Consider the following 22,785-nt stretch of genomic DNA (forward strand, 5'->3'; position numbering starts at 1 on the left):
GGTGAGGAACCCCACGCATGCTGTTTAAAAACAAAGTACTGATGCTGGTGCTGGTCCCGGTGGTGCTGTTGTCCACGGTACTGGCGCTGACAACGAGCACCACCTTGCTGTCGAGCGCCGAACAGGAAGTCACGGCGACCCGGGAACGCCTGCTGGATGAAAGCCGGGAACGCTTGAAAGACTACGCCAACCTTGCCCGAACCTCGGTAGCGGAACTGTATGCGCAGGCCGAGACAGGGGGCACAGCAACGCGTGCGCTGGCGATCGCGCGGCTGTCCCGGATGAAGTATGGGGACGATGGCTATTTTATCGGCTACGACAGTCAGGTCGTGCGCCTGTTTCGTGGTGACAGCAGCGAAGGCGTCGGCACCAACATGAGTGAGCGCAAAGACAGGAACGGGCTTTACCTGAACCGGGAAATGGTTGCCGCCGCGAAGAACGACACCCATTTCGTCAACTATTCGGGGGCCCTGATCAATACGGATAAAGTCGTTCCCAAGCTGGCTTACAGCTTTTACCTGCCGGCCTGGGACATGGTCGTGGTCACCGCGATCAATCTCGACCGTATCGAAAGCCAGGTTGCTCAAGTACGAGGGGAAATCCATCAGCGTGTGCGCAGCCTGGTCTACGGGATAACCGTCATTGCCTTGATTGCACTCGGGATCACCGGCGTGCTCGCAGGGTTAATGGTTAAAAGCAGCCTGCGTCCCCTGTCGCGGATTCGCGAGCACCTTGATGAAATCGCAGCGGGCGAAGGGGATCTGACACGGCGCTTACCCATCAGCCGCGACGAGTTCGGCCAGGTGGCCGTGTCGTTCAATGCCTTCGCCGATAAGATTCATGGGCTGGTCGGCCAGATCGTCGGCATGGCCAGAGAATTGAATACATCCGTGACCCAGGTGGCCGAACAGAGCAAATGCATCGATCAGGTCATGGAACAGCAACGCCAGGAAACCGATCAAGTCGCTGCAGCAATCAATCAGATGTCATCTGCGGCGCAAGAGGTCGCCAACAGTGCCCAGAGCGCTTCAGAGGCAGCAGGCGAAACCGATGTGCAGGCCCAGCACGCCAGGCAGGTCGTCAATGAAAGCATCACCCGGTTGGGCAGCCTGACCGAGGACCTGTCCGCGGGAGGCGCCTCGCTGAAAAGCCTGCAAGGCGATGTAGCAGGCATTGTCACGGTGCTGGATGTGATTCGCTCGATCGCCGAGCAAACCAACCTTCTCGCACTCAATGCCGCGATCGAAGCCGCCCGGGCCGGGGATGCAGGTCGCGGATTTGCCGTGGTTGCCGACGAAGTACGCGCGCTGGCAAGCCGGACGCAACTCAGCACCCAGGAAATTCAAGCGATGATCGAGCGCCTTGACCAGGCCACCACCAAGGTCGTCACTGCAATGAATCACTCCGGCGCAGCAGGTCATGGCGCCAGCCTGCACGCGGAACAAGCCGGGCAGTCGCTGGGCAAGGCGGTCGAGTTGATCGTTACCATCAACACCATGAACGCGCACATCGCCAGCGCCGCGCAAGAGCAGACGTCGGTTGCCGAAGCCATCAATCGCAGCGTCCACCAGATAGCCCGCGCGATTGAAAACGTCGCAGACCAGACCCAAAGCGGCGTACACACGGTCGATGAGCTGTACGCCATCGGTCATCGCCTGGAAGGCCTGTTGAGGCAATTCAAGATTTAACCGGTGTGTTTTCGGTGCCCAGTGCGTTGAGGCATTGTCCGCGGCGCTCAAAGCGCGGAATCGGCAACCCCAGGCTTTCGCGCAGGGTCGTCCCTTCATACGCTTTGCGATACACGCCACGGGCCTGTAATAACGGTATGACGTCTTGGGTAAAACGCTTGAATTGCTCGGGGTGCCCGATGTAGATGTTGAAGCCATCCACGGCGCGGGCCTCGAACCAGTCGGCCATTTTCTGCGCGACCGTGTCAGCTGTGCCGACGAATGCGCCGGGACGCAGTTGTCGACCAAACTCTACGGCCTGGCGCAGCGTGAAACCTTTCTCGCGGGCCTGATCGGCAATCCGCTTGGCCGCAGTAAAAAAGCTGCTGCGCGCAGACTCGAGGCTTTCCTGGGGAAACGGCGCATCGAGGTCGTACTGGCTGAAATCATGCCAGCCAAAGTTACGTCCGAATTCCTTCAGCGCGAGTTCAAAGCTGTGGTCGACCTGATGGTAGTGCTGCTCGATTTCACGGGCGTGCTCATCCGTGTCGCCGACGTAAATTTCAGCGCCAGGCATGACCAGTATCTGCTCCGGGTCGCGCCCCCGTTGTGCTGCCCTGCCCTTTACATCCCGATAGAACGCCTGGCCCTGCTCGATACTGGCGGCATGGGTAAAGATCACATCGGCCGTGGCGGCACCCAACTCGCGCCCCTGGGGCGAATCACCGGCCTGGAATATCACCGGCTGGCCTTGGGGTGAGCGTTGGATATTCAGCGGGCCGACCACCGAAAAATGCTCGCCCTGGTGATTCAGGCGATGCAGTTTGCTCGGGTCGAGAAACTGCCCGCTCGCCCGGTCGCGCACGAAGGCATCTTCCTCGTAGGAGTTCCACAAGCCCTGCACAACCTGGACGTGTTCAGCCGCTCGGCCGTAGCGCGTGTCGTAATCGTAGTGTTCGTCCCGGCTGTAATTGCCGGCGGTACCGGCATCGCCGCTGGTCACCACGTTCCATCCCGCACGCCCTTTGCTGATCAGGTCCAGTGAGGCCAGGCGCCGCGCAACGTTGTAGGGCGAGTTGTAAGAGGTGGTCAGCGTACCGACCAAGCCTATATGGCGTGTGCTCACGGCCAGCGCCGAGAGCAGCGTCAGCGGTTCCAGCCGATTCAGGTAATGGGAGGGCGACCCCGGTGTGATGAACTGGCTGTCGACGATAAACATCAAGTCGAACAACGCCGCCTCGGCCTGACGCGCAATATCGATGTACCAATCGACGTTGACGCTGGCGTCAGCCGGTAATTGAGGATCGAGCCACAGGTTATGGCGACCCGGCCCGCCACTGCCCATCGTCAAGGCGCCCAGTTTGAGCTGTCTGCTGGTCATGTTCAGAGTCTTCCTTGGCGCCTTCACGGCTGGTTCTCAGCGACGGCCGGCTGCAGGGACGCCGCGAATGACTGATCGAACAGATTGGCTGCCGGGTACGACTTGACCAACCCTTGGCCGGCAAAAAAGTCCACAGTCTTTTGCGCCTCTACTGGCGACTGCGCCGTCACGGGCTCGACGGTCGTGCGCGCACGGGCAAACCAGGCCCGCGCTATACCAGCGTCCGCACGCGTACGCCTGGCCCACGCATCGGCATAAGCGTCGGTGTTGGCCGGGGTTTGGCGAGCCCAGTCACGCGCCTTTTTCAGGCGCTGGAGAAAATCGCTGATCTGCACACGCTTGGCTTCGACGGCACGGGCGTTGGCTGCAATGAAGCTCTGGGCCGGGATCAACCCGTCAGCCGTCGCGAGCACCCGCGCGCCTTGGCGTTCCTGCTGTGTAACGTAAGGTTCCCAGGTGGCGATAACGTCCACCGAGCCGCCTTCCAAGGCATGGGAGGCATCCAGCGCACTGAGGTAGCGCAACTCCAGTGAGTCCGATGGCACGCCGGCTTTATCCAGCGCAGTCAACAACAGTTGCTGGCTCCAGGAGCCTTTCCAGATGGCCGCACGCTTGCCTGCAAGATCCGCAAGGCTCCTGATCGGCGAATCGTTTTTCACCAGAATGGCCACGCCGTCGAGATTTTGCCGACTGACCGCAATCACCTTGATGGGCGCGCCCAATGCGCCCAGGAATAGCACGGGCGCATCACCCAGCAAGCCAATGTCCAGGCTGCCGACGTTGAGTGCTTCGGCCACCGGCGACCCGGCGGTGAACTGCTTCCATTCAAGCGTATAGGGCAGGTTTTCAAGCACCCCCGCCGCTTCCATCGCGGCCTGGGCGTTGTAGCTTTGGTCGCCCACCACCAGCGTTTGCGCATTCGCGGTCAGGCACAGCAATACGGCCGCCAACCCGGCCGCCAGTCTCGTCAGGTAACGCACGTTCGTCTCCAGATGCCTTGTCAGGCCGTTCAAGTCGATCCGCGCGTACGGTCTCGGTAGTGTTCACAGGAATAATCTGCCCACACCATAAGCACCGGATCGGCCGCTGTAAACTTCTTATAATGCATAACGTAATTCTATAATAATGCGTAATCAGCATTTTAAGGCCGGCGTGCACCATCTGTTTCCAGCATACCCCATGCTCAAACGTCATAATCCCCGCCCCGCCTGCATGGTAATCTCGCGCGACCACGAATAGACATAGATCGTCACGTGACGATGACCAGAGCCAGGAAAGAACATGCCCAAAAAATCTCATTCGACGCTGCGCCGCAACTTCCGCGAATTGCTGGCCAAGCCGAGCTGCGTTGAAACCGCTTCCGTATTCGACCCCATGTCCGCCCGTATCGCGGCAGACCTGGGGTTTGAGGTGGGTATCCTGGGAGGGTCAGTTGCGTCGTTGCAGGTATTGGCTGCGCCCGACTTTGCCTTGATCACGCTGAGTGAGTTCGTCGAGCAGGCCACCCGTATCGGCCGCGTCGCCCAGTTGCCTTTTATTGCCGATGCCGACCACGGTTACGGCAATGCACTCAACGTGATGCGCACCGTCGAAGAGCTTGAGCGCGCCGGCGTTGCGGCATTGACGATTGAAGACACGCTGCTGCCGGCACAGTTCGGGCGCAAATCCACCGACCTGATTTCCATCCAGGAAGGCATCGGCAAGGTCCGCGCCGCCCTGGAAGCCCGTGTCGATCCTGAACTGTCGATCATCGCCCGGACCAACGCCGGCGTATTGCCGACTGAAGCCGTTATCGAGCGTACCCTGGCCTATCAAAAGGCCGGTGCCGATGGGATTTGCATGGTTGGCATCAGCGACTTCGAGCATCTGGAAAAAATCGCCGAAAACCTCACGGTACCGCTGATGCTGGTGACCTACGGCAACCCCAAGCTCCATGACGCCCAACGCCTGGCCAGCCTAGGCGTGCGCGTGGTAGTTGCCGGTCATGGCGCGTATTTTGCGGCGATCAAGGCCACCTACGACAGCCTGCGTGCCCAGCGTCAGTTGACCCACAGCACCTCGAACCTCAGCGCTACCGAACTGACCCATACCTACACGTTGCCAGAGAGCTATGTGGCGTGGGCTGAAGAGTTCATGGATGTGAAAGAGTAATCCCGAACCATCACCCTCCTTGCCTGGGTTGACTGACCCATCCACCTGCCCAGGCTTGGGCCTGCCCTAAGCCTGGTCCTGCCTTCAATTCGCCCGCCTTGGCTGCCAATTCTGGCCATTTGCCTCTATGCTTGCCGGCTTGACCGCCACACCTATCGAAAAGGACTCCGATGTCGACTGAACACGCCCCTAATCAAGCCGTTGCGCTGTGGAATATCCTCGTGGCCTCCGGTCTCGCGTCTTCGCCTCAGGTCGCTGTCGAGCAAATTGCCTGCCTGATTCTGATCAAGTATCTGGAGCACCTACGGTTTGACCGGTCCTGGACCGCGCTGCTGGAGAGCGCCGACCCCGCTCCCCTCCTGGCGGGCAATGTCTTTCGGCGCCTGCGGGACTATGAAGCGATCCACGATGTGTCCGACAAGGTGCGCCTGGACTTGAATGGGCTGTTCAGCGACGCCTATTTCCAGTTGGAATCCTCCAAACCCGAAGCCTTGCTCATGCTGTTGAAGGCCGTGGACGGGCTGTTCAACTTCGTTGAAAAAAGAACGCTTACAGCCCCGTCGGCCGGCAAGGCGTTCGATGATCTGCTCAAGCTCGCCGCCGTGGGTGGAAATTCGCTGAATACCACGCCGCCGCGACTGTCGCGATTTATCGTGTCGTTGTTGGACCCCACACCCGGTGCCCGCTTGATCGATCCCGCTGTGGGCACGGCGCGGTTATTGCTCGACGCCGAGCACTACATGATGAATAGCGGCAGCAAAGCTTCGCGCAGGATCCCTGTGGGCATCGACGTAGACAAGTCAATGGCGCGCATCGGCTGGATGAGCATGCTCTTGCACAAGCTCAATCCCACCCAGTTGCACACCGGTAACAGTGTTTCCCGACTGCTCGACGGTCATGCCGTCAAAAGGTTGCTGCAAAGCGCTCATTACGATTATGTCCTGTGTGACCTGCCACTGGGCAACGTAGGTGATGATGCCCTGCCGGCCAGTGCGGGTTACCTGCCGCCTAGCGCATTCAGTGAAAAAGATAAACTCACCCGCCGGCTGGAGCTGCTGTTCATTTGGCGCTCCCTTGACTTGCTTAAAATCAAAGGCCGTGCCGCCTTGATCGTGCCCCAGGGCGTGCTCTACGGAACCACGCGAGCACAGCGCCGATTGCGCCACGAGTTGCTCGTGCGGCATGTCGTCGAGGGGGTGATTCTGCTGCCGCCCGGAACACTGCCACAAGTCTCTACCCCCGTCGCCTTGCTGATCTTCAAGAAAGTCCAGAGTTCGGAGCATGCCTCAGCGCTGGACACCCACACCGCACCCAAGACCGGCAGCGTGTGGTTTTACGAAGTCGGGGAAGACAAGAACGACCTGTACGACGCCATGGTGCACTTTCGGCGGCGAAATAAGCGGTTGGAAAGCGGTGTGTATTATCAGCCTCTGGATGGGACAAAACAGGCCACTCGCGACTACTTTGTGAACGAAGTCATCGCGCTGTCTACAAACGACCTGGATGGCAGTGCTCCGGGTCGTCAGTTCATGCAGTTCTTCCCAAGCCGGGCCAGCGTTACCAAGCAATGGCGAGTGCCTGTTCGCGAGTGGGTGCCCAACCCCGAATGGCAGGACCTTACCGGTCAAATCAAGGGTTCCCACGACGAGGCCCGACGCGTGCGTCCGGAATACGCGGCAGAGATGGCGCGGCAACTCTATGTCGACGGCGTCCTGCAGGAGGGTTTCCTGGCCCCCCACTGTATCGAGGCCAACCAATGGAGCCTGGATCTCAATGATTACCGCTGGCCTGAAGCGCCGAGGGTTCCTGAGGGCGCCAGCACGCTGGAGCTGCTTGATGAGCTTTGCGCGATAGAACAAAGCATTCTCGACCGGTTGGGCGACTTACGTGGGCTGCTGGAGGCGGGCCAATGAGTGCCGTTTCCCGTTGGCGGGAAGTGCCGTTGCTGCAGGTGTGCAAGCTCAACCCGAGGCACAGCCTGCCCGCCGATGAATTGTCGGTCGACTACGTCGACTACGCGGGCATTGACGATGAAACCGGCGAAATCCTGAACACCAACCAGCGCTTGTTGGCCGACGTCCCTGAAGGCACCGCCATGTTTTGCCAGGGCGATGTGTTGTTTGCCGGCGTCACGTCAGGGCGTTGGATTTCGGCGGTGGTCGGCGACTTGCCACAGGGGGTGGGATTCGGCCCCCAGATGAGCGTTCTACGCCCAGGCCCCCAACTCTCTGCCCACTATCTCTGGCATTTCTTCCAACAACCTTGGCTCCGGCAACTCGCCGCACGCAGTAACACCTCAACGCGCAGCCAGCCCACCTTGTCCCATGGCTTTTTTCGCAACCTGCACATTGCGTTGCCCTCAATCGACGAGCAGCGGTATATCGTCGACGCGCTTGAGCAAGCGAGTGTCCGTCCCTATCGCGAAGCCGTAAACAGAGCCCACCACCTCAAGCGCGAACTGACAACGCGGCTCATGTTGCCGCCTGCCGGGACAACAGGGCCAGGCTGGGCACTGCTGACGTTGGCTGACATCGTTTGGATCAACCCTCACGATGACGGGGCCAAGGCTGGGTACGCAGCGGATACCGAGGTGGCGTTCTTTGCCCACCGGGATCTTTTGATGTCCCACCTACGGCCAACCTTGGTGCGTTTACACGACATGCCCAATCCCGGCCGTGAAGTTCGCACCGGTGACCTGTTGCTCGGAGCACATCCCGACCGGGTTACCTATGGCCAAGTGGGCGTCGTGCCCAAGGGGGATATGCCGAAATTCGCCTCGCGCACATTGACTGTCTTGCGTCCAAAGGATGAGGTTTGCGCTGACTACCTCGCGTCGTTGTTCCGATCGGCCTGGTTCGGCCTGACCGTAACGACCGAACGGCCTCTCGTTGAAAAGTATCTGGGGCGCATGAAGGTTGCACTGCCAACTCGGGCCGAGCAGCGCCGCATCCTTGGAATACTTGACGCGGTGCCTGTGACCGCGCTTGCGCAGGCCAAGAAAAAGTCCCGTGTTCTCTATCATGCAATCGCTAGGGACGCCTTCGACGGCAAGTTGTCCGCACGTTGGCGCGCGCCTTCACCGCCGTATGTGGCGCTATCGGTACCCGACGATGAAATCGACGCCAGTGAGGTTTCACCGGTCTTATCCAGCGCATTCAGGCGTGCCTACCGCACCACGGCGACTGAACAACTCTCCTTGCTCCAACGCCTGGTATGGCGCGGCCTGCGTGGACGCCGCCAGGCGCTGATTGTCGACGACCCTGAAAGCTTCGACGCCTTCTGCACCTCGCACGCCTTGAACCCTCTGCATGAATACGTCAGTCCCAGCCAGATCCGCCGGACCTTGGAACAACTCTGCGCGCTGGGCTTGATCCAGCACATCAGCCTTCCGCCCCGTGGCCAGGGCGATGCGGCGCCCTATCTGGCAGCGTTCCGCGCCTATCGGCAGAGCGCGGACGGGCACGTAAAAGACGGCCTGGCATCACGGGATGCCAAAGCATTGAGAGCGAGCATTCTCGAAGCCGAGTTGGGGTTATAAATGCGCCTGCGTTATCTGAGTATCGACCGTTACCCTCCACTGTCCCACGTCAAGATCAGTTTCTCGAACAAGGCCCCTTGGCCGGTGCTGGGTGATGAAACCAACCGCTGCGGGATCCATTTCATCGCCGGGCTTAACGGAAGTGGCAAGAGCCATCTGCTCAGGGCGATTTCCGCAATCTTCCTGGCAATGGCGGACGGGCAGCTCCCGGGTTTTCCCTTTACGCTGATCTATGAGTTGGGCGCGGATGAACAGTTTTCCGAAATCGTCTTCGACAACCCTGGCAAAAAAAGCGAAGCCGCCATCTGGCAACGCACGGAGAATCCTTTTCCCAAGCATTGCGCCGAAGCCACGTTCACCCAGTGCCTTGCCGCGTTGCGCAAGGGTGAGCATGAGTCACTTGGATTCGTCACGCGGGTACCCAGGGGCAGCTTCCCCCAAGGCGTGAAAGATCTGCTGCCCAAAGTCCTGGCCTACACATCCGGGTCATGGAGGCCCTGGCAAGCCATCTGGCAGCCACCGCTCAGCGCCGATGCGCTCCCCGATATCAACGATCAGGAACTCTACGGCCAGGGCATGGAGCGCCCGGCCGGCTGGACTCATTACGACGAGACCAGCGTACGGCTCGCAGAGTTGCCGAGCCGGCAAAGCAGCCCCTTGGCGTATATCAACCGTGATGCAAGTGACCTGCTCAGTCGGCCTTTCCTGCTCAGCGATAATCGACCTGACGCCGCGCTGCTGGCGGTGGTGCTGCACGATAACCTGGTCGCCCGTAGCGGCCTGGGAGAGCACCGGTTGGCCGCACTGCTGCAAAAAACCGGCTGGCATCAATTGGTCAGTGTGAGCCTGCAGATTGACCTGGATAAAGTGAAAGCCGCGCAGCCGGCGTTCCAGAAAAAAATTCATGACCTGCTGCTGATGGCCGGTGATGTGATTGCCATCCCACATCCAACTCGCTCATTGCGCAGGGTTTATTTCGATATCGACGGCCTTGTGCCTGACACGCGCCAGTCCTGCTTCGACCAGCGCTTTCACCACCAGGGCGTTCAGTATCAAGGGGATGCGCTGGCACTGATGCTGGGGGAAGCCAGCCAAAGCCCATTCAGTCGCTTCCATGAGTTGATTCGCTGGATGGCCCTTGGCCTGGTTGACGATTTTGAGATGTGCATTCGTCGCGATGTAAAAAACCGTCGCGAGGACGCCCTTCAGGACAAAGGCGTCATGGCCTACAGCGAAATGTCGGACGGCGAACAGATGGTCCTGCGTCGCTGGGCCTTGTTTTATCTACTGGCGGGTGAGCCGGACGCGCTGTTGCTCCTGGATGAGCCCGAGACCCATTTCAATGACAGCTGGAAGCGCGAAATTGTCGGCATCATCGAACACGCCATGGGCAGGGACAACAGCGCTGTCCTGGTGGCCAGCCACTCGTCGATTGTGCTGTCCGACGTGTTTGACGAGGAAGTCATTCTGATCACCAAAGACAGCGCCGGCCACTCCAGCGCCGGCACCTTGAACACGCGCACATTCGGTACCGAGCCCGGCGCGTTGTTGATGAAGGTGTTCAAGGCCAAGGACAGCATCGGTTCGCGGGCCAAGGCTCGCATCGAAGCGTTCCTGGAAGAGGTGAAGAATATCGAAGTCCCTCAGCCAGGGGACGTTGCCCGAGTCGAAACCTTGATTGCGCACCTGGGTACGGGTTTCCACCGATCGGAACTGCGGGTGCTGTTGAACCGCTGGAAGGAAAACGACGAAGTCAGGGCGCTCAAGCAACTGCTGCCAACCCTGAAAGAGGGGGCGATGCGCGAAGGCGTTCTCGAGTTGCTCAAGCAACATTACGAGGGCAAACCGAATGTTTAAGACGATTCAATACAGCAAGTGGGCCCCAGCGTTGGCCGCCTGCCAAAAAATGATGCACACCTTTGCCTTATGGCTGTGTGAGCCCACCGTCAATAGCAGCCGACTCACTGAAGCAGAACTCATCAAGGCACTGGGCACGCGGATCGAGGGCGAATGGCTCTGGCACTTCCTGGGGCGAAAGGTCAGCGCAACAACACTGTTGACGCACGCGATTCGATTGGCCGATCTCAGCGTCAGCGACAAAAACCACTTGAAACAGTGGGTGATGAAAACCAGCGATGTGTCGGACTATTTTTCATTGGCGCCCAACACCCTCGTGCTTCCCATCACAAGCCCATTGCAGACCGAGGACGACTGGAAGGCCCTGCAAAAACTGATGGAAGCGTTCTACTCGCCGGGGTTGCGTGAGGGGCTGCCTTATGGTGTGACGGGCAATGTCACTGACGACAAGCCCAGCCAGGTTACCTACGAGTCCTTCAAGCAGGACTTTCTAGAGAGGCACAAAGTCGACCCCGACCCCGATGCTCGTGAGGCGTGTGTGGTGTGCGGGGCTGAGCTGGGCAAGGCACATGTGGATCACTGGGTAGCAAAAGCGCAATTCCCGCTGTTGTCAGTATGTGCACACAACCTCATCCCGATGTGCGACGACTGCAACGAAGCGCCCAATAAAGGACAGGAAAAGGTCCACACCCAGGGCTCGTTCCAGGAGTGGTTCCATCCCTACAAACGGCAACCGGCGGGGAAATTTGCGCTGAAGCTGCTCCCGGTCAGCCTTAAGGTTCAACTGGAAAGTATCGATCCGATTGATGCGCCCCGGGTTGTCAATCTGAACAGCGTGTTCAACCTGAGCGACCGCTGGAGCAAAGAAGTGCGCGCCGAATACCGTAAGGTCCAACGCTTGCTGGAGCGCTGGCAGGTCGATAGAAAGGCGGCCCTGACGTGTCAGGAACTCGACAGGATGGTGCATGACATGGCTAAAGGCCTCAGCGAGGCAGAACCCAATCACGCCGTGCATCAAGCACTGTTTCAAGTGATCTGCGATCCGGCTCGATTTCTGGGGTGGCAAGCCGAACTGGAGGCAGACTTCAATGAAAAAGTCGCACTGGGCCTGGTATGACCCTCGCCCACACGGGAACACCTTGAACGTGGGGCTTCGCGCCAGCCAGGGCCATGACTGACCGGCGCGCCCGGCTTAGCCTACCCAGCCGACAGCCGTCTTGGGAATAACCTCCGACTCATCCAGTTTCGACGCAAACATACTCACGGCCTGCACCGCATCACTGGTGCTGGTGCGGATCTGCAAAATCACCGAACCCGCCTGGTCCGCCAGGTTCACGCCACGTTGCGCGCCTTCCTGGGTGGCGCTCATGCTGGCCACCGCGTCGCGGGTTTCCGAAAGGATCATGCCGATCATTTCGGCGATTTCCGCAGTCGAGCGGCTGGTACGCCCCGCCAATTGCCTGACCTCATCGGCCACCACGGCAAAACCACGTCCTTGGTCGCCCGCACGGGCAGCCTCGATGGCCGCGTTGAGCGCCAACAGGTTGGTCTGGTCGGCGATGCCTCGAATGGTATTGACGATGGCGGTAATTTGCTCGGAGCGGTCGCCCAGCTGCCCGACCAGGCGCGCCGATGCGCCGATATTCTCGGCGATCCGGCGCATCTCTGTCGCCGTATCCTGGATCACCTGGGTACCGTGCTCGGCAAACCGCTCGGTCTCGGAGGAAATATGGTAGGCCCGGGAGGCGCCGCGTGAGTCTTCCTCGAACTTTTCCACGCGTTCAGTGATGTCACTGGCAAACTTGACGATCTTGATCAGCGTGCCGTCGCCGTCGTAGACCGGGTTGTAACTGGCCTCCAGCCACGCGACACGGCCATGCTTGCCGAGACGTTTGAACTGCCCGGTGAAAAATTCACCGTTGTTCAAGCGTCGCCAGAAGTCGGTGTACTCGCTGCTGTTGATCAGGCTGGGTTCGCAAAACAGGCGGTGGTGCTTGCCTTTGATTTCGGCCAGCGTATAGCCCATGACGTGCAGAAAGTTCTCGTTGGCGTCCAGCACCTGACCGTTCAAGTCGAACTCGATCACTGCCATTGCCCGATCCACTGCGGCCAGTTTGCTGCGGGTCGCCGCCTCCTGTTCGACTTTGGCGGTGACATCCAGGGCGTACTTGACCACTTTCAGCACTTGGCCACGCTCATCCAGTACCGGGTTGTAGCTGGCTTCCAGCCAGACGGTTTTGCCGTGGGCATCCACGCGCTTGAAGGTGCCCGATACGAACTTACCGGCCTTGAGCTCACCCCAGAACTGGCTGTAGGCGGGGCTGTTGGTCAGCGCCGGCAAGCAAAAGTCCCGGTGGGATTTGCTCGCCAATTGGTCGCGACTGTAGCCCAGGGTTTTCAGGAAGTTATCGTTGGCACGCAGGACCTTGCCGTTGAGGTCGAATTCGACGACCGCCATGGAGCGTTCCAGGGCGCTGATCAGTCCTTTGTACTCGGTGACTTCGGCCGTCCTGGCCGCCAGTTCGGTTTTGAGTGTTGTATTGAACATGACGAGCCCTCAGCCGTGCGGAAAAACCTGTGTCTTGACTCGCTATCGGCTGGGAAATACGCGACTTTAAGGGGTGCAGCAGGATTATTTTCTGGCGTCAAATTATTGCTTGAGCCCGCAGGATTCAAGGCTTTGCGGCAAGCGAAGCCAAGCGCTCCCGCATGCCGGTACTGGCCGCCGGGCCGGCCTGCAACACGCAGTTCTCCAACGGTACGATATGTCCCTCTGCACTCGCCAACATCGGCTGCACCGGCCGCCCCGTGTCTCGCTCGACCAACTCGACACTGGTGCCCTCTTCGGCGTAATGCCGGTTACCCCACGCCACCAGGGACATCAGCACCATGCGGAAATCCTCGCCCTTGGCGGTCGGCACATATTCATAACGCGGCGGCCGCTCACTGTAGGCCCTGCGCTCCAGCATCCCCGCCTCCACCAACGCTGTCAGGCGACGCGTGAGCATGTTCGGCGCGATGCCCAGGCTGCGCGAGAACTCATCGAAGCGGCGCAGCCCCTGCAACGCGTCGCGCATGATCAGGATGCTCCACCACTCCCCTACCCGGTCGAGGCTGCGGGCGATGGGGCATTCGTCGCGGGTCAGGGACTTGCGTTGCATAAGGATTCCTTGGGGCCGGTGCACAGTTGTGTGATGCCATGTTACTTTCATCATGATAGTGACGTCCATAAGGTCTGGACCCTCAACGCAACCGGAGTCGATTGATCATGAGTAAACGTATCGTTGTGACAGGCATGGGGGCGCTGACACCGTTGGGCGCCGATGTGGAGTCAACCTGGAAGCGCCTGTTGAACGGGCAGTCGGGCATTCGTCGCCTGCCTGAAGAACTGATCGGCGACCTGGCCATCAGCATCGGCGGCCAAGTGCAGAGCGTGCTGCAGGACCCTGAAGCCGGGTTCGATCCTGATCGCCTGTTGGCCGCAAAAGAGCAGCGCAAGATGGATCGTTTCATCCTGTTCGCCCTGGCGGCGGCCGACGAAGCCCTGAAGCAGGCCGGCTGGGCCCCGGACACCGTGGAGCAGCAGGAACGCACCGCCACCATCATCGCCTCGGGCGTCGGCGGTTTTCCGGCCATCGCCGAGGCGGTACGTACCACCGACAGCAAGGGGCCGCGACGCTTGTCGCCGTTCACCATTCCATCGTTCCTGAGCAACATGGCCGCCGGGCATGTGTCGATCAACTATGGCTTGAAAGGCCCGTTGGGAGCGCCGGTCACGGCCTGTGCGGCGGGTGTGCAGGCGATTGGCGACGCTGCGCGGATGATCCGTGCCGGTGAAGTGGACGTGGCGGTGTGCGGTGGCGCCGAAGCGGCGATCCACCGCGTCAGCCTGGGTGGCTTTGCGGCGGCGCGGGCCTTGTCCAGCGACTTCAACGACGCCCCCGAGCGCGCCTCGCGCCCGTTCGATCAAGCGCGGGACGGCTTTGTGATGGGCGAAGGTGCCGGCATCCTGGTGATCGAAGAACTGGAGCACGCCCTGGCACGCGGTGCCCGGCCTATTGCCGAATTGGTGGGCTACGGCACCAGTGCCGATGCGTACCACATGACCTCCGGCCCGGAAGACGGTGATGGCGCGCGCCGAGCGATGACGCAGGCGTTGCGTCAGGCGGGGATCGAGGCGTCCGCGGTGCAGTACCTGAATGCCCACGCCACCTCGACGCCGGTGGGCGACAAGGGCGAATTGGCAGCCATCAGGACCGTGTTCGGTGCCGGTGGCCAGCTGGCGATCAGCTCGACCAAGTCCGCCACCGGCCATTTGCTGGGGGCTGCAGGCGGGATCGAAGCGATCTTCACCGTACTTGCCCTGCGCGATCAGGTCGCACCGGTGACCCTCAACCTGGAACACCCGGATGACCTGGCCGAGGGGCTGGACATGGTGCGCGGTGATGCGCGGCCGATGGCGATTGAATACGCGCTGTCCAACGGCTTCGGGTTTGGTGGCGTGAATGCCAGCGTGTTGTTCCGCCGCTGGGTATAAGCCAGCGGTTTGCCCCTGGGATTGTTTTCGGGGACCATGGCGCCTTTCCGTTACTGCCAACAAGAGGCGCTCATGGCCAACCACGACCTGTCCTACACCCCCGATCCGGATGCCGACTCGATTTCCTCCGACGTTATCGGTTTCAACGGCATCCTGGTCTCCACCCAGATCCCGACCCGCGCCGACGGCAGCCTGGAACTGGGTGACATCACCCTGCAAAGCGAATGCACCCTGCAAGCGCTGAAAGTCGCGCTGGAAAAGGCCGGCAGCTCCATGGACCGGGTCATGCACCTGACCATTTATCTGACCGATATGGCCGACCGGGCCGCGTTCAATGAGGTCTACAAACGCTTTTTTGCCAAGCCATGGCCCGTGCGTGCGGCGGTTGGCGTGGCTGCGCTGGCGGTAGACGGCATGCGCGTGGAAGTCACCGCGATGGCCGCTCAAGCCTGAAGTAATGCCGGTCAGGCATTTCACAGCTACAATGCGCGCCTCAACCGTGACAAGCCTGACTAAAAAAACTATGTCCTTGCCCAAGCATCACCTGGAATTGCTCAGCCCTGCCCGCGATGTCGCCATCGCGCGCGAGGCCATCCTGCATGGCGCCGACGCCATCTACATTGGCGGCCCGAGCTTCGGCGCGCGCCATAACGCGTGCAACGAAGTGAGCGATATCGCTCAACTGGTGGAATTCGCCCGTCGTTACCACGCCCGCGTCTTCACGGCTATCAACACCATCTTGCATGACAACGAACTCGAAGCCGCGCGCAAGCTGATCCATCAGCTCTACGACGCCGGTGTCGACGCGCTGATCGTGCAGGACCTTGGGGTGATGGAGCTGGATATCCCGCCCATCGAGCTGCACGCCAGCACCCAGACCGACATCCGCACCCTGGGCCGCGCCAAGTTCCTCGACCAGGCCGGGTTCTCGCAGTTGGTGTTGGCCCGCGAGCTGAACCTGCAGGAAATCCGCGCCATCGCCGACGAGACCGATGCCGCCATCGAGTTCTTTATCCACGGTGCCCTGTGCGTGGCGTTCTCCGGGCAGTGCAATATCTCCCACGCGCAAAATGGCCGCAGCGCCAACCGTGGGGACTGCTCCCAGGCGTGCCGCCTGCCGTACACCTTGAAAGACGACCAGGGCCGCGTCGTGGCCTTTGAAAAGCACCTGCTGTCGATGAAAGACAACAACCAGAGCGCCAACCTGCGTGCGCTGGTGGAAGCCGGCGTGCGCTCCTTCAAGATCGAAGGCCGCTACAAGGACATGGGTTATGTGAAGAACATCACCGCCTATTACCGCCAGCGCCTCGACGAAATCCTCGAAGACCGTCCGGACCTGGCGCGCGCGTCCAGCGGCCGTACCGCGCACTTCTTCCTGCCCGACCCGGAAAAAACCTTCCACCGTGGCAGCACCGACTACTTTGTCAGCGACCGCAAGATCGACATCGGCGCCTTCGACACCCCGACTTTCACCGGTTTGCCGGTGGGCGTGGTGGAAAAAGCCGGCAAGCGTGACCTGCAAGTGATCACCCATGAGCCGCTGTCCAACGGCGACGGCCTCAATGTGCTGGTCAAGCGTGAAGTGGTGGGTTTCCGCGCCAACATCGCCGAGCCCAAGGGCGAGTTCGAGGAAGACGGCGAGAAGCGCTACCGCTACCGCGTCGAGCCGAATGAAATGCCGGCCGGCCTGCATCAGTTGCGCCCGAACCACCCGCTGAACCGCAACCTCGACCACAACTGGCAACAGGCGTTGCTCAAGACCTCGGCCGAACGCCGTATCGGCCTGTCATGGGTCGCACGTTTGCGTGAAGAGCAGTTGGACGTCACCGCCACCAGCGAAGAAGGCATCTGCGCCAGCGTCACCCTGCCCGGCCCGTTCGGCGTGGCCAACAAGCCGGAACAGGCGCTGGACACCCTGCGCGACCTGCTTGGCCAACTCGGTACCACCGAGTATCACGCCACCCGCATCGAACTGGATGCACCCCAGGCGTTCTTCATTCCCAACTCGCAGCTCAAGGCATTGCGCCGCGAAGTGATCGAAGCCCTGACCGCAGCCCGTGTTGCCGCCCACCCCCGTGGCGGGCGCAAGGCCGAAACCACGCCGCCGCCGGTGTACCCGGAAGCGCACCTGTCGTTCCTGGCCAACGTCTACAACCAGAAAGCCCGCGACTTCTACCACCGTCACGGGGTGAAGCTGATCGACGCAGCCTTTGAAGCCCATGAAGAGAAAGGCGAAGTGCCGGTGATGATCACCAAGCACTGCCTGCGTTTCTCCTTCAACCTCTGCCCTAAACAGGCCAAGGGTGTCACGGGCGTGAAGACCAAGGTCGCGCCGATGCAGTTGATTCACGGCGATGAAGTGCTGACGTTGAAGTTCGACTGCAAACCCTGCGAAATGCACGTGGTGGGCAAGATCAAGGGGCATATCCTTGGGTTGCCACAACCGGGCAGTGTGGTGGAGCATTTCAACCCGGAAAATATCATCTTTCAGGGCACGCACTGACCCTATGGGAGCGGGGCCACCACCAGCCCCGCTGCAACCCCGCCGCCGCCAGCAGGATCGCCGCCACCCCCAGCCATTGCAGCCAGCCCAGGCGATGCCCGAAGGCAATCCAATCGACGAAGATCGCCGCAATCGGGTAGATAAACGACAGAGCGCCAGTGATGGCTGTGGGCAGTTTCTGGATCGCGCCATAGAGCAACACATACATCAAACCGGTGTGCACCACGCCGAGCGTGACCAATGCAGCCCAGGCGTTGGTGGTGGCAGGCAAGCTGTTCCAAGGCACCAAGGGCGCCAGTAACACAGCGCCGGTGGTCACCTGGATCAACGCCATCAAATGCGGTGGTACGTCCTTCAAACGCTTGATGATCAGTGCGGCAATCGCGTACAGCAATGCCGCGCCCAGCGCCAGGGCAATGCCTGCAAGGTAATCGTCGCCGGTTGGCTGATTACCATGGGCGGTGACGATCGCCAGCATTCCCAGGAACGCCAGGCTCAGCCACGCCAGTTTCTGCACGGTGATCTTTTCTCCCAGGAACAGCGCCGCCAGCATCACCAACATGAACGGCTGCACGTTGTACACCGCCGTGCTGATGGCGATCGAGGCGCGGGAATAGGATTCGAACAGCAGCAACCAGTTGCCGACAATCGCCACGCCACTGAGCATCGCCAGGCCGAACGTGGCCCAACTGAGCAGGTCCAGGCGCAGGTAGCCGAGCACCGCGCACACCAGCAACAGGGTCAGGCCGCCGATCACGCAGCGCCAGAACACCACTTCGATCACCGATACGCCGGACACCAGCACGAACCAGCCGATGGTGCCCGAAATCAGCATGGCGGCGATCATTTCCCACGAACCGCGACGGATGGATGAATCCATGATTGATGCTCCTCAAGTGAGGCTCAATTATGGCAATCTGCTTGTGCGCGGCTCCAGTGACTAAAAAAGGCAAAATCCCGCAATCACCTTTTCTTATTAGGCGAACACCATGATCGACACCATCGACCAGCAACTGATCGCCGCCTTGATGGATGACTCGCGGCTGTCCCTCAAGGCCCTGGCGGGCATCACCGGGCTGTCCTCGCCCAGTGTGGGCGAACGCCTGCGCCGCCTGGAAGAACGCGGCGTGCTGACTCACTACACCGTCGACATCGACCCCAGGCACTTCGGTTACCTGCTGCAAGCCATCGTGCGCATCCGCCCCCTGCCCGGCAAATTGCAGGAGGTGGAGCGGCAGATCCAGGCGATCCCGGAGTTTACCGAATGCGACAAGGTCACCGGCGAAGACTGCTTTATCGCGCGCCTGCACGTGCGCACCATGGACCATCTCGACAGCCTGCTGGATCGGATCAATGCCTATGCCGAAACCAACACCGCCATCGTCAAGAAAACCCCGGTAAAGCGACGTTTGCCGCCGCTGACCAACGACTGAACCGCAACACACCGATTCTTGTGGAGAGTGGGCCGGGTGTGGTGAGCAGGCTTCCTGTGGCAGGCGGGCTTGTTGTGGCAAGCAGGCCTGTTGTAGTGAGCAGGCTTGCTGTAGTGAGCGGGCTTGCTGTGGTGAGCGGGCTTGCCCCGCGCTGGGGCGCGAAGCGGCCCCTAAACCTGACTACTCACTATGCCTGGATAAACGCGGTGCCTTTATTGGGGCTGCTTCGCAGCCCAGCGCGGGGCAAGCCCGCTCACCACAACAGCCCCGCTCGCCAAAGGAGCCTAGTCGTGAAGGGCCTTGGCGGCGGGCAGCAAACTTTGAAACTTGCGATAACGCGCCTCCAACACCGGCTGCTGCGTCAGGTCAGGTATGTACCGGGCTTTGACCGGCATCCCCGCCGCGAGCAGCTCCGCCCCCTGCCCCATCGCCACAAACCCGAGCTTCGCCGCGCCAATACACGCGCTCAATTCACTGCCCTGCAACGTGAAGATCTCCCGCTGCAGGATATTCGCCAGCAGCTGCGCCCAGTACTCACTGCGCGCACCGCCGCCCACCAGGGCAAAGGCTCCCACGTCGGCGCCGGTCGATTGCACCGCGCGCAACGCATCGAGCAAACCGAAACCCACCCCTTCCATCACCGCATAACCGAGCATCGCCGGTGTGCAGTCGTGGCCCAGGTTCATGAAGCCGCCGCGCAGCAAAGGATCGTTGTGGGGTGTGCGTTCGCCGGCCAGGTACGGCAGGAACAACGGCGTCCCCAAAGGCACGTGCTGCTCAATCGGCAACTGCGCCTGCACCTGCTCCAGCAACGTCTGTTCATCCGCCATACCCGTCAGCCGTGTGACCCAGCGCAGGCAACTGGCGCCGGCGAGCATGGCGCCCATGGTGTACCAGCGGTTGGGCAGCGCGTGGCAGAAGCTGTGCACTGCACTGGCCGGATTGCCTGCAGCGTGATCGGTGATCGCAACAATGGCGGCGCTGGTGCCAAGGGTAATAAAGCCATCACCGGCGTTGACCGCGCCGATGCCGACCGCCGCCACAGGGTTGTCACCGCCACCGCCGGCAATCACCACCTCAGCTGACAGGCCCAGTCCCGTGGCCGTCAACAACGCGCTCGCCGCACCACCCTCCACCAGCCTGGGCAATTGCCCGGGCGTAAGGCCTGTAGCGCGAACCATAGGGGTAAACCATGCCCGCCGCGCCACATCCAGCCACAACGTACCCGCCGCGTCGGACATCTCGCTGATGCGCTCGCCACTCAAGCGCAAGCGCAGGTAATCCTTGGGCGACAGCACGCAGTCAATCGCCTGGAACACCTCGGGCTCATGCCGTTGCAGCCACAGCAGTTTCGGCGCGGTCAGCCCGGCCATGGGCAGGCTGCCGGTGACGTCGGCGAAGCCGGGACCCAGTTGTTCGGCCTCGGCCACGGCACGGGAGTCGTCCCACAGGATCGCCGGGTACAACACGCGGTTGTCCGCCCCCAGCAACACCGCGCCGTGCATCTGCCCCGACAGGCCGATACAGGCCACGCGGGTAAACGCCTCGTGTCCGCGCAGTTGCGCAAACGCCTGCAAGCAGGCTTGCCACCAGTCTTCCGGCGCCTGTTCAGACCAGCCGCTGTGCCGGCGCGACACGCTCAAGCGCACGCCGGCATGGGCCAGCACCGCGCCCGTGGGGTCCATCAGGATGGCTTTGAGTTCCGACGTGCCCAGGTCAATGCCCAGGGAAACAGGACTGTTCATGCGTGTGTTATTCCCATCAATGACAGCCACAGGAGTTACGTAACTGCAGGGTCGGCGCCAGGCGCACGCTCTGGGCCGCTGCGTCAGGCGACGCCATGCGTTGCAGCAACAGGTCGACCGCGCGGGCGCCAAGGGCCTTGACCGGCTGTGCGATCAGGCTCAGGCGCGGCACGAAAAAATCCGCCCAGTCAAAATCATCAAAGCCCACCAGGGCCATTTGTCTCGGCACGTCGAGCTGCGCGTCACGCAGGGCGTGCATCGCGCCGAGGGTCATCAGGTTATTGCCGGCCATGATCGCCGTGGGTGGCGAAGCCAGGCCCAGCAACTGCACCGTGGCCTGGCGCGCCGGCTCGGTGTTGGAGCCGCCGTTGACCAGCAGCTGCGGATCGAAGGCCAGCCCCGCCGCGTGCAACGCCGCGCGGTAACCCGCTACCCGCTCATCCGTGGTGCTGAACCCCGTGCGCCCGGCGATAAAGCCGATGCGGCGGTGCCCGTGCCCGATCAGGTGTTCAATCAGGGCCTGGGTGGCCTGGGTATTCTCCACCCCGACCTGGTCAAACTGCTCGCTCATCATGCGGTCCACCAACACCGCCGGAATCTCGTTGGCGCGCATGTACTCCAGGGCCATCGAACCGTTCGACGGCGCCAGCACAATACCGTCGACCCGCCGATGATGCAGCGCCGTGACCACCCGCAGCTCCTGCTCCGGGTCGTCGTGGGTGTCGACAAACAGCATCATGTAGCCGTGTTTGGCGCACTCGGTTTCAATCGCGTGCACCGTCTCGCTGAAGTAATGGTTGGACAGCGCCGAAATCGCTACGCCAATCGTGTTGGTACTGGACCGCGCCAGCGAGCGCGCCAGGGTGTTGGGGATATACCCCAGTTCCTGGATCGCCCGCCGCACCGCCAGCACCGTGGCCGGGCTGACCTTGCGGGTGCCGTTCAACACGTGTGACACGGTCGACGTCGACACCCCCGCCCTGCTTGCCACGTCATCCATGGTCACCACGACGCTGTTCCTCTCACGCTATCAATGTTTACTCGACCAGCCACTGTACGTACCGACGTTGTCGCGGGTGATCAGTTTTGGCGTGAGCAGGGTCACCGCTTCGGCCGGGGCCTTGTCGTTGAGCAGGTCATTGCCGACATTCACCGCCGTCTGCGCCATAGCCCACGGGTCCTGGCTGGCTGACGCCTGGATCTGGGTGTCGGTCTTCAACGCGTTCTCGATATCCGGCGCGCCGTCCACCGACGTGATGATAATGCCGCTGCGCTTGAGCTGCTTGGCCGCCAGGTCGCTGCCGATGGCCTGGGGGTCGTTGATCGCAAACAGGCCGTCGATTTTCGGGAAGCGCGTGAGGTAGCCCTGCATCACGTTCAGGCCGCCTTCGCGGGAGCCTTTGCCGTCCTGGTCGTCGGACAGCACCTTGATCTCCGGCGCGCCGGCCAATGCGGCTTTACAGCCTTTGACGCGGTCGGTCACGGCGGTGACTTGCGGACCGTTCTGGATAATCACGTTGCCCTTGCCGGCAAGCTTGTCCACCAGGTATTGGCAGGCCAGCTTGCCGGCTTCGACGTTGTCGGTCTGCACGGTGGCATTCACGCCCTTGGCGTCCACATCCACCGCCACCACCACGATGCCGGCATCACGGGCTTTCTTGATCGCCGAGGCCATGGCTGAAGGGTCGACGGCGTTGATCAGGATCAGGTCGACCTTGGACGAGATAAAGTTATCGATCTGCGAAAACTGCTTGCTCAAGTCGTAGTCGGCGGACACCGAGGTGACCTTGACGTTGGGGTTCAGCTCCTTGGCCCGGGCCGTGGCGCCATCGGCCAGGGTCACGAAATACGGGTTGCCGAGCGAGCCCATGCTGATGCCCAGGGCCTTGAGTTCGCGGGCCTCTGCGGCTTGGGACATCAGGGCAGCCAAGGCAATGACGGGAAACATGCGTTTAAGGTTCATGCGGGTCTCT

Annotated in this window: 18 protein-coding genes; 10 read left to right on the forward strand and 8 right to left on the reverse strand. The window is 61.2% G+C overall.

The window, feature by feature from the left end; all coding sequences use genetic code 11:
• The first annotated feature begins 17 nt into the window (after nt 1-17).
• Nucleotides 18-1,688, forward strand: a complete 1,671-nt coding sequence (locus tag J3D60_RS04735) for a methyl-accepting chemotaxis protein (protein ID WP_253490107.1) — start codon at nt 18-20, stop codon at nt 1,686-1,688.
• Here J3D60_RS04735 and J3D60_RS04740 read toward each other — a convergent pair.
• Both J3D60_RS04740 and J3D60_RS04745 read right to left on the reverse strand, forming a co-directional pair.
• Nucleotides 1,678-3,048 (reverse strand): LLM class flavin-dependent oxidoreductase, encoded by a 1,371-nt coding sequence (locus J3D60_RS04740; protein WP_253490109.1) that lies wholly within the window; start codon nt 3,046-3,048, stop codon nt 1,678-1,680. The two genes, J3D60_RS04735 and J3D60_RS04740, sit on opposite strands and share 11 nt — an antisense overlap.
• 23 nt (nt 3,049-3,071) lie before the next feature.
• Complete coding sequence (locus J3D60_RS04745; protein ID WP_253490110.1) at nt 3,072-4,028, reverse strand: ABC transporter substrate-binding protein; 957 nt, start codon at nt 4,026-4,028, stop codon at nt 3,072-3,074.
• A 301-nt stretch (nt 4,029-4,329) separates the two neighbouring features.
• On the opposite strand from J3D60_RS04745, the gene J3D60_RS04750 reads away from it, so the two are divergent.
• From J3D60_RS04750 to J3D60_RS04770, 5 genes are all read left to right on the forward strand, one after another.
• Nucleotides 4,330-5,199 carry an oxaloacetate decarboxylase gene (locus J3D60_RS04750; RefSeq protein WP_065941466.1) on the forward strand — a complete coding sequence of 290 codons (870 nt, stop codon included), beginning with the start codon at nt 4,330-4,332 and terminating at the stop codon, nt 5,197-5,199.
• A gap of 170 nt (nt 5,200-5,369) precedes the next feature.
• Nucleotides 5,370-7,112 carry a class I SAM-dependent DNA methyltransferase gene (locus J3D60_RS04755; RefSeq protein WP_065941465.1) on the forward strand — a complete coding sequence of 581 codons (1,743 nt, stop codon included), beginning with the start codon at nt 5,370-5,372 and terminating at the stop codon, nt 7,110-7,112.
• A complete protein-coding gene (locus tag J3D60_RS04760) occupies nt 7,109-8,737 on the forward strand; it encodes a hypothetical protein (RefSeq protein WP_253490111.1) in 1,629 nt (542 codons plus the stop codon). The genes J3D60_RS04755 and J3D60_RS04760 overlap by 4 nt, the downstream gene beginning before the upstream one ends.
• The gene (locus tag J3D60_RS04765; protein ID WP_253490112.1) at nt 8,738-10,594 is read left to right on the forward strand and encodes an AAA family ATPase; all 1,857 of its coding nucleotides are present in this window, start codon (nt 8,738-8,740) and stop codon (nt 10,592-10,594) included.
• Nucleotides 10,587-11,711 carry a hypothetical protein gene (locus J3D60_RS04770; protein ID WP_253490113.1) on the forward strand — a complete coding sequence of 375 codons (1,125 nt, stop codon included), beginning with the start codon at nt 10,587-10,589 and terminating at the stop codon, nt 11,709-11,711. Before J3D60_RS04765 ends, J3D60_RS04770 begins: the two co-directional genes overlap by 8 nt.
• A 75-nt stretch (nt 11,712-11,786) precedes the next feature.
• Here J3D60_RS04770 and J3D60_RS31250 read toward each other — a convergent pair whose 3' ends face one another.
• Both J3D60_RS31250 and J3D60_RS04785 read right to left on the reverse strand, forming a co-directional pair.
• Nucleotides 11,787-13,142 carry a PAS domain-containing methyl-accepting chemotaxis protein gene (locus tag J3D60_RS31250; protein WP_115487345.1) on the reverse strand — a complete coding sequence of 452 codons (1,356 nt, stop codon included), beginning with the start codon at nt 13,140-13,142 and terminating at the stop codon, nt 11,787-11,789.
• A gap of 124 nt (nt 13,143-13,266) precedes the next feature.
• Nucleotides 13,267-13,755 (reverse strand): helix-turn-helix domain-containing protein, encoded by a 489-nt coding sequence (locus J3D60_RS04785; RefSeq protein ID WP_253490114.1) that lies wholly within the window; start codon nt 13,753-13,755, stop codon nt 13,267-13,269.
• A gap of 107 nt (nt 13,756-13,862) precedes the next feature.
• On the opposite strand from J3D60_RS04785, the gene fabF reads away from it, so the two are divergent.
• The 3 genes from fabF to J3D60_RS04800 all read left to right on the forward strand — a co-directional run bounded on the left by fabF (nt 13,863) and on the right by J3D60_RS04800 (nt 17,634).
• A complete protein-coding gene (fabF, locus tag J3D60_RS04790) occupies nt 13,863-15,131 on the forward strand; it encodes a beta-ketoacyl-ACP synthase II (protein ID WP_253490115.1) in 1,269 nt (422 codons plus the stop codon).
• Nucleotides 15,132-15,203: 72 nt separating this feature from the next.
• The gene (locus J3D60_RS04795; RefSeq protein WP_065941458.1) at nt 15,204-15,584 is read left to right on the forward strand and encodes a RidA family protein; all 381 of its coding nucleotides are present in this window, start codon (nt 15,204-15,206) and stop codon (nt 15,582-15,584) included.
• 70 nt (nt 15,585-15,654) lie between these two features.
• The gene (locus J3D60_RS04800; protein ID WP_253490117.1) at nt 15,655-17,634 is read left to right on the forward strand and encodes a U32 family peptidase; all 1,980 of its coding nucleotides are present in this window, start codon (nt 15,655-15,657) and stop codon (nt 17,632-17,634) included.
• Here the strand turns inward: J3D60_RS04800 and J3D60_RS04805 are convergent.
• Nucleotides 17,612-18,514, reverse strand: coding sequence for a DMT family transporter (locus tag J3D60_RS04805; protein ID WP_253490119.1), 903 nt, complete (start codon nt 18,512-18,514; stop codon nt 17,612-17,614). The two genes, J3D60_RS04800 and J3D60_RS04805, sit on opposite strands and share 23 nt — an antisense overlap.
• A gap of 109 nt (nt 18,515-18,623) precedes the next feature.
• Here J3D60_RS04805 and J3D60_RS04810 point away from each other — a divergent pair, with 109 nt between their 5' ends.
• Nucleotides 18,624-19,067 carry an Lrp/AsnC family transcriptional regulator gene (locus tag J3D60_RS04810; protein WP_027605815.1) on the forward strand — a complete coding sequence of 148 codons (444 nt, stop codon included), beginning with the start codon at nt 18,624-18,626 and terminating at the stop codon, nt 19,065-19,067.
• Between the two features lie 284 nt (nt 19,068-19,351).
• Here the strand turns inward: J3D60_RS04810 and xylB are convergent, their stop codons facing one another.
• The 3 genes from xylB to J3D60_RS04825 are packed head-to-tail and all read right to left on the reverse strand — an operon-like array spanning nt 19,352 to nt 22,775.
• Nucleotides 19,352-20,812: a xylulokinase gene (gene xylB / locus J3D60_RS04815; RefSeq protein ID WP_253490120.1), complete on the reverse strand. Its 1,461-nt coding sequence runs from the start codon at nt 20,810-20,812 to the stop codon at nt 19,352-19,354.
• A 16-nt stretch (nt 20,813-20,828) separates the two neighbouring features.
• Nucleotides 20,829-21,821: a LacI family DNA-binding transcriptional regulator gene (locus tag J3D60_RS04820; RefSeq protein ID WP_253490122.1), complete on the reverse strand. Its 993-nt coding sequence runs from the start codon at nt 21,819-21,821 to the stop codon at nt 20,829-20,831.
• Between the two features lie 21 nt (nt 21,822-21,842).
• A complete protein-coding gene (locus tag J3D60_RS04825; RefSeq protein ID WP_092358053.1) occupies nt 21,843-22,775 on the reverse strand; it encodes an ABC transporter substrate-binding protein in 933 nt (310 codons plus the stop codon).
• Between the last annotated feature and the right edge of the window lie 10 nt (nt 22,776-22,785).

It is taken from the genome of Pseudomonas sp. S3E17 (assembly GCF_024168685.1).
GTDB classification, from domain to species: domain Bacteria; phylum Pseudomonadota; class Gammaproteobacteria; order Pseudomonadales; family Pseudomonadaceae; genus Aquipseudomonas; species Aquipseudomonas marginalis.

What these genes read in the sequence shown, in the direction of transcription:
- J3D60_RS04735 (WP_253490107.1), top strand. Translation starts at nt 18, where the DNA reads ATGCTGTTTAAAAACAAAGTACTGATGCTGGTGCTGGTCCCGGTGGTG.
- J3D60_RS04805 (WP_253490119.1), bottom strand. Translation starts at nt 18,514, where the DNA reads ATGGATTCATCCATCCGTCGCGGTTCGTGGGAAATGATCGCCGCCATG.
- J3D60_RS04770 (WP_253490113.1), top strand. Translation starts at nt 10,587, where the DNA reads ATGTTTAAGACGATTCAATACAGCAAGTGGGCCCCAGCGTTGGCCGCC.
- J3D60_RS04740 (WP_253490109.1), bottom strand. Translation starts at nt 3,048, where the DNA reads ATGACCAGCAGACAGCTCAAACTGGGCGCCTTGACGATGGGCAGTGGC.
- J3D60_RS04760 (WP_253490111.1), top strand. Translation starts at nt 7,109, where the DNA reads ATGAGTGCCGTTTCCCGTTGGCGGGAAGTGCCGTTGCTGCAGGTGTGC.
- fabF (WP_253490115.1), top strand. Translation starts at nt 13,863, where the DNA reads ATGAGTAAACGTATCGTTGTGACAGGCATGGGGGCGCTGACACCGTTG.
- J3D60_RS31250 (WP_115487345.1), bottom strand. Translation starts at nt 13,142, where the DNA reads ATGTTCAATACAACACTCAAAACCGAACTGGCGGCCAGGACGGCCGAA.
- J3D60_RS04785 (WP_253490114.1), bottom strand. Translation starts at nt 13,755, where the DNA reads ATGCAACGCAAGTCCCTGACCCGCGACGAATGCCCCATCGCCCGCAGC.
- J3D60_RS04825 (WP_092358053.1), bottom strand. Translation starts at nt 22,775, where the DNA reads ATGAACCTTAAACGCATGTTTCCCGTCATTGCCTTGGCTGCCCTGATG.
- J3D60_RS04800 (WP_253490117.1), top strand. Translation starts at nt 15,655, where the DNA reads ATGTCCTTGCCCAAGCATCACCTGGAATTGCTCAGCCCTGCCCGCGAT.
- J3D60_RS04750 (WP_065941466.1), top strand. Translation starts at nt 4,330, where the DNA reads ATGCCCAAAAAATCTCATTCGACGCTGCGCCGCAACTTCCGCGAATTG.
- J3D60_RS04755 (WP_065941465.1), top strand. Translation starts at nt 5,370, where the DNA reads ATGTCGACTGAACACGCCCCTAATCAAGCCGTTGCGCTGTGGAATATC.
- J3D60_RS04810 (WP_027605815.1), top strand. Translation starts at nt 18,624, where the DNA reads ATGATCGACACCATCGACCAGCAACTGATCGCCGCCTTGATGGATGAC.
- J3D60_RS04795 (WP_065941458.1), top strand. Translation starts at nt 15,204, where the DNA reads ATGGCCAACCACGACCTGTCCTACACCCCCGATCCGGATGCCGACTCG.
- xylB (WP_253490120.1), bottom strand. Translation starts at nt 20,812, where the DNA reads ATGAACAGTCCTGTTTCCCTGGGCATTGACCTGGGCACGTCGGAACTC.
- J3D60_RS04765 (WP_253490112.1), top strand. Translation starts at nt 8,738, where the DNA reads ATGCGCCTGCGTTATCTGAGTATCGACCGTTACCCTCCACTGTCCCAC.